6 protein-coding genes are annotated in these 6427 nt (G+C 37.4%); 2 read left to right on the top strand and 4 right to left on the bottom strand.

The genetic code is table 11. From position 1 onward, the window contains the following. Positions 1–44 precede the first annotated feature (44 nt). A complete protein-coding gene (locus tag H6G28_RS36025) occupies positions 45–3122 on the top strand; it encodes a hypothetical protein (protein WP_190678111.1) in 3078 nt (1025 codons plus the stop codon). A gap of 252 nt (positions 3123–3374) precedes the next feature. Here H6G28_RS36025 and H6G28_RS36030 read toward each other — a convergent pair whose 3' ends face one another. From H6G28_RS36030 to H6G28_RS36045, 4 genes are all read right to left on the bottom strand, one after another. Then, on the bottom strand, positions 3375–3719 hold the full coding sequence (locus H6G28_RS36030) for a ribbon-helix-helix protein, CopG family (RefSeq protein ID WP_190678114.1): 345 nt from the start codon (positions 3717–3719) through the stop codon (positions 3375–3377). Then, positions 3716–4354, bottom strand: a complete 639-nt coding sequence (locus H6G28_RS36035; protein WP_190678117.1) for a nucleotide-binding protein — start codon at positions 4352–4354, stop codon at positions 3716–3718. Before H6G28_RS36035 ends, H6G28_RS36030 begins: the two co-directional genes overlap by 4 nt. Before the next feature lie 372 nt (positions 4355–4726). After that, a complete protein-coding gene (locus H6G28_RS36040; RefSeq protein WP_190678120.1) occupies positions 4727–5173 on the bottom strand; it encodes a hypothetical protein in 447 nt (148 codons plus the stop codon). Between the two features lie 105 nt (positions 5174–5278). After that, on the bottom strand, positions 5279–5590 hold the full coding sequence (locus tag H6G28_RS36045; RefSeq protein ID WP_190678123.1) for a hypothetical protein: 312 nt from the start codon (positions 5588–5590) through the stop codon (positions 5279–5281). 354 nt (positions 5591–5944) lie between these two features. Between H6G28_RS36045 and H6G28_RS36050 the strand changes: the two genes are divergently transcribed. Further along, the gene (locus tag H6G28_RS36050; RefSeq protein WP_190678125.1) at positions 5945–6085 is read left to right on the top strand and encodes a hypothetical protein; all 141 of its coding nucleotides are present in this window, start codon (positions 5945–5947) and stop codon (positions 6083–6085) included. Positions 6086–6427: the final 342 nt, after the last annotated feature.

The following is a 6427-nucleotide window of genomic DNA, read 5'->3' on the forward strand; positions in this document are numbered from 1 at the left end:
TGCAGTTTCATTTGCAAATAATGTCGTTTTGAGCAGAACCTTATTTGCAAATAATGTGGTTTCAAAATCGCCTTGTTTGCAGTTTTAGCCCTGGATGTTTGCAGTTCGCTACAGCTAAAGATGGAGCGGTGCTTTCTCGTCCCAATAAAACAGACTTTAAGCAGGCTTTGGTAGATATGGGAATATCAGAAGAACGAGCTTATAAATTAACTAAAGATTCAAAGAAAAATATTAACGTTTTACGGCGGTTAATTGCAGTCGCACCGGAAATACATACTCCTAATTGGGCAAAACCAGAAAATGCGCGAGCTTTAATTCCGATTTTACTGGCTGGAGCATGGGACGATTCAAAAGAAGGGGACAGAGAAGCGATCTCTAAACTAGCTGGCAAACCCTATGCAGAAGTTATAGCAGATATGTCACGTTGGAAAGAGAGTTCTGACCCTCCTATTCGACAAGTGGGCAGTGTTTGGCAGCTAATTTCCCGTGAAGATTCATGGTATCTTTTATCACGATTCATTGTCCGGGACGACTTAGAATCATTTAAAAGCATTACACTTTCGGTTTTAGGAACCATTGACCCACGATATGAGTTACCCTTAGACCAAAGATTTGCAGCCAGCATATATGGTAAGGAGTTACCAAACTCAGGCTTTCTCAGAAAGGGACTGGCAGAAACTTTAGCAATTTTAGCAACAAGGGGGCTACCGTCGGAAACTCAAGATACAAAGCCTGCTCAAGAAAGAGTCTCTGGAATTATATATCAGTTGTTAAATTCCAATGTTGACTGGCAGATTTGGGCATCACTGGCATATTTTCTACCCACATTGGCTGAAGCAGCACCAGAAGTTTTTTTGGAAGCTGTTGACAATGCGTTAACAGGAGATAATGCAACTTTAGTACAAATCTTTTTACAAGAGGAATCTTTTGGTGGTAGTCCTCACACGGGGTTGCTTTGGGCTTTGGAAGTGCTTGTTTGGGAAGCACAATATCTGTCACGAGTTACATTGATTCTTGGGAAACTTTCCAGACTAGATCCAGGTGGAAAAATTATCAACCGTCCATTTCGTAGCTTGTGTGAAATTTTTTTATGCTGGAACCCTCAAACATCAGCTAACTTTGCTCAACGCTTACGAGTTATTGACACACTTATTAAGTGTGAACCAAAGATTGCTTGGCAACTTCTTTGTAACTTACTTCCAGAAAATAGCGGTGGTATTTCACACCCAATTTATAAACCTCATTGGCGAGATTGGAATGCAGATTATACCCCAAACGTTACTTTGGCTGAATACTGGAACAATGTAGATGCTGTTATACAGCAAGTCCTTTCTAATATGGGAAATGATAATAATAGATTGTGTGATGTAATTAATAAAATAGAATCTCTGCCTCCTCAATTACAAGAAAAAAGTTTCAATCATCTACTAGCAGTAGATACTACCAATATCCAAGAAAAAGACTTAGCACTAATCTGTGACACTCTCAGAAGAATCATTTACAAACACAAAGAATTTTCATATACTAAGTGGGCATTACCCGCAGAATCAGTTGAGAAATTTTATTCACTCTACCAAAGATTTGAACCCCAGAATATAATATATCGTTATGCCTGCTTATTCTCCTTTAACCCTAATTTTCTATATCGTATTCACAAAAAGAACGATTGGGAAACAAGAGATAAAAAAATTAAGCAAGCTCAAATGGCAGCAGCAAGAAGAATTTACTTTCAAGCTGATATAAATATTTTTTTAGAAATGGCGGAATTGGTAAAAGAGCCTGGTTTACTAGGTGCTGCAATTGGCAACATAGAAGAAATCACGGAAGAATCTGAAATTAACTTACTAACTAAAACTCTAGGAAATGATAACCAGTGCCTCTACAATCTGACAGTAGGATTTGTACGTCGTCGCTTAGAAATCTGTGGATGGAATTGGGTAGAAAATATTCTCGATATTGCTAAAAATAACCAGTGGTCTAAACAAGAAGTAGTCAATTTGTTTTATGCGTTACCTTTTGAAAAACGAACTTGGGATTTGTTAATTCCTTTTAGCAAAGAATTAGAAAATTTATATTGGCAGACTACTAAGGCAGGTTGGGTTAAAAAAGATGAACAAGAAACTGCTATCTTTAAACTATTAGAATTTAATCGCCCCTATGCAGCATTAAACCTAGCCAATTTGTACCACAATGATAAAAATAAATCCCTACCATCAACCGTATTAGTGAACATTTTGGAAAAAGCCGCCTCGATTGATCGTTATCAAGAAAAACCACTACCAGATACCACACTTACTACGTACTATATTGAACAAAGTTTTAATGTTCTAGAAAGAGTAGGTGATATTGAAGATGACAAACTTGCTTTTTTGGAGTGGGTATACTTACCGCTACTGGTTCATTCAGAACGAAAACCTAAACTTCTTTACCAAGAGCTTTCCAAAAACCCTCTATTTTTTGTGCAAATTCTAAAGTTTGTGTATAAATCAGAAGAGGATATAGATGAACCAGTGGAAATTGATCAGGCTACTTTAAACCGTGCAATGTTAGGTTATGAGTTACTTGAATCATGGCATCAAGTACCAGGGTTAAAGGAAGATGGAACTGTTGATTTAGAAGAGTTAAAAAATTGGGTATTACAAGCCAGAGTGGCTAGTCAAGAAAGTGGAAGAGGTAAAATAGCAGACATACAAATTGGTCATCTTTTAGCATACGCACCGAAATCACCAGAGAGTATCCCACTTTGGGAAATATATCTTTTCTCTATGGCAATAAAATCAGAGTCATACAGCTTGATGAGGTATATGTCTTCTAAGATGGGATACTCCAAATCCTCAGACGGTCTATGGCCAGATATCGCAGTTCGAGAAGTTATTGAAGAAGTTGCTAGTAAACAGATGGAACTGGCTATAGCAACTGGTGTTTTTAACAAGCGTGGAGTTTGGACAAAATCAATAGGTGAAGGCGGAATTCAAGAAAGACAATTAGCTGAAACCTATCATTTTTACGCAGTTGTATTAGCAGATAGTTATCCTAGAACAGCGACAATGTTACGCAGCATTGCTGACGGTTATATCTCTGATGCTCACAGAGAAGATATTAGGGCGGAGTTAGAGGATTAAAAATAGTTCTAACTGTCAAGGAAAACAAATATCTTGTCAATCTGTTGTCAAAGGGTCTTCGTTTTAGCACGATGACTCCGTTACTAAAATTACCCCAGGCACACCCAATACAGCTAATTTTTTGACGACTTCATCCATATCCTGTCACCTTAAGACAAGATTCATTCTGAAGTCTTTTTTAAAACTTCGGCACGTAAACTCGCTGCAATGAAATGTCTTTTTTGATGCAAGCCAGCAAAAGACAGCATTTTTTTACTGTATTTTTTGCAGTAATTTTGCCATCTCCTGAATCAAAGCCCTCAGCAGTTTGGCTTTGGTCATCTCTGTATATTCGGCAAGTTGGTTCAATTGTTCGTAAGTGTCTGGGTCTAAATCTAAGGTAATGCGGGTTGTTTCTGTCTTAGATTGCTGTTTTAATTTCTCCAGTAAATTGACTTTATCCTCTGTTTTCTGTGTTCGTTTTTTGGATGCCTTGGGTGAAGATTCTTGCTTGGAACTAGAACTAGATTTCGGTTTTTCAGTTGATTCTGGGGCTAGGTCATCAAATGAGAATTGTGACACTAACTCTGTCAAAGCATTTCGAGGTTTCTTAGTCATTTGGCCAACCTCAAAATCTCGTTAAATAATTTGTGATAATCCTCTGCCCCATCTTGTGCGCCTTTCATTCCCCAGACGGTGGTTTTTTGAAGAAAGGCATCGGCGATCGCTTGACGTTGATAGATGATTTGTTTAAAAGCAGTTACGCCCTCTAGCTGACTTAATAACTCCTGGGCCTCCCTGAGTAGCCTTGTATTCTTCATCCCACGATTAATAAAAATACCTGCTTTTGGTAGCCCACTTCTTGCCTTTTGAATCTGACGAACCATTTTGACAGCCGTGGCTGCCGACATTAGGTCAAGGCCCGAAGGAGTCACTGGAATTACTGCAATTTTTGCAGTAAGCAAGGTGCAACGGGTGGCCTCACCTAAGTTACCCGCGTTGTCAACCACAAGATATTCGACCTCCTCCTCCAGGCGGGGAATTTCTTCTGCTAACGTGTCGGGGTCGGTGATTCGATGGCACGGCACATTTAAGTCAAGTCCCTCTAGCCATGTGGAGGTACTACCCTGTCCATCGGCATCTACAACTAAAATTTTCTTCTTCTTGATGATGGATAGCCAATAGGCGAAATGGGCGGCTGTACTGGATTTTCCGACCCCTCCCTTTAAATTTGTCATGGCAATTACAGTCATATTTTACTGCTTTATCTACTGTAAAAAAATACTGCATTTAGTTTAACCTGCGATGTTATACAGTGACTAAATGCAGTAATTTATGCAGTAAATTTAGCTGAACTATCAAGAAAATTTTGGAGAATTACCAAAATCGACTTGATGACCACAACGCCAAGCATGAGTTAAACCCATACGACAATCGCAAGCCAGGGATAAAGATTGATGAGGCTATTAATTTGGTTGAGCTTGTTCCAGATGGATTAAATGTTGTCTAAATTTAAGTTAATCAATGTTTGATGTGCTTAGTAAGAATACAAAGGCATTGAAAACCTATTATATTGACGCAGGACGAAAGCGATTGCTTAAATAAATTGATTAAGACTTGCTTAACTACCAACTTATAGGGATTGGTTGATTTACTTCTAAAGAAATTGACTCAATCTCTACTGCTTCATCGTCTTCAAGATTAATCACAACTTCTATGGGAATTACATAATGCCTAGAATTAATCCTATGTGTATCTGTATTTAAAGTTCTTACTTCTTGTTCATCGTCATCATAATATTGTGTATCCAAATCAGGGAAACTTAAAGAAACATCAAAGAGAATTTTAGAAACTAATTTAAAAGTAATTGAATGTTCATCCTGATTTTTTATATGTACGTCTTCAATTTCAACAGAGGCAACTTGAACATTTATATCTTCATCATTAACATAAGGTATACGTTCTCTGGGATGCCTACCATCTGTAAAATTTAATGTAGTAAAATCTTCAGAAATCTTATCTTTAATTACCTCTAAATGAGTATTTAAATATTTTAAATATTGATTTTTCATGATTTCTCCTAATTAGAATTTTAAAGCATTAAAAGTTTACTGCCTAATTTTTTTATTTATAATCCGCTAAAAAACTTAAGAGTTGGTATTAGTAATAGACTATTTTTATCCCTCATACTCAGTTAATGCTTTTAATGTAATATCATTATTTTTTACTTCTTGCACAAGAATACAGCCGGAAACCGCTTCATCTGCTTTTAAAAAACTAGGTTTATGAGATGAACCTAATCTTATAGCTTGTCCATAAAGAATCACTTTTTCGATTTTATAAAATGGCTCTAAATCACTCAATCTAAGATAATCGCCTTGACAGGGTTTATCTAAAAAATTATGATGAGTTGCACTTTTAAAGTTCCATGCTTCATCTATAACGATTACATTATAAAAAATCTGAGAATAAAACTGTTGTTGTGCCATAAATTTTTCAGTTGCTTTTGTCAAAGAATATATTAATTATCCTTGTAAAACATGACCAATATCTAATTTTGCCAAATAAAGAGTAGCTGGCAAGAGTCTAGACCTGCGCTCATCGCTATTCGTTACATTTAAGTGGAAAAGTTACGAGAGAATTATAGTTTAATACCTGGTTTTTGGCATACTTTAGATAACAAACTTTTGAGATTGCGTCAGAGAGATTGGCCCAACATCCAATATACCAAAGCCCCACCTGTAGATAAGCTGAGTAGGGTTAATTTGGTTGCACCACATTGATCAACATTGTCAGCCAGCAGAGATTGACAAATTAATGTTGACCATTTGGATTTATTGAAGATGAACAAACAGCAGATAGCGATCGCCGCTTTGATTACTTTGGCAATACTGTCTATTCATGAACCCGCCATTAGAGGTGTAGCCATAAGCTACGGCATCGAGAAAACGCTAGAGTGGGCATTTAAAACACTTATGAGTTAGCGATCGCCCCCATCACTTATCACCCGATTGCCCCCGCCAAACCTTTTTTTCTTCTGAAGTGAACACGGGAATGCCATTGGATAAGCTGTTGGCATTCCCGTGCTATTTTTAGCCCCTTGCTGAAAGTCCCGGTACGGGATTAATAATCGCGCTGACAAAATTTGGTGCTGTTAAAAATGCAGTAAATATTTGCAGTAGTTTGTTGGTACTAAAAAACCCAGATGTTGGTCTGGGTTGAAAGAGGCAGAGAAATTTACGATGCTTCTAAAGCTTACTTGAGTCGGGATTGCTTTTTAGATTTGAGCTTTCCATTCTCAAAAGTAGCGGAGATTTTTGAGCCGT

It is taken from the genome of Nostoc sp. FACHB-190, assembly GCF_014696905.1.
Taxonomy (GTDB): Bacteria; Cyanobacteriota; Cyanobacteriia; order Cyanobacteriales; family Nostocaceae; genus Nostoc_B.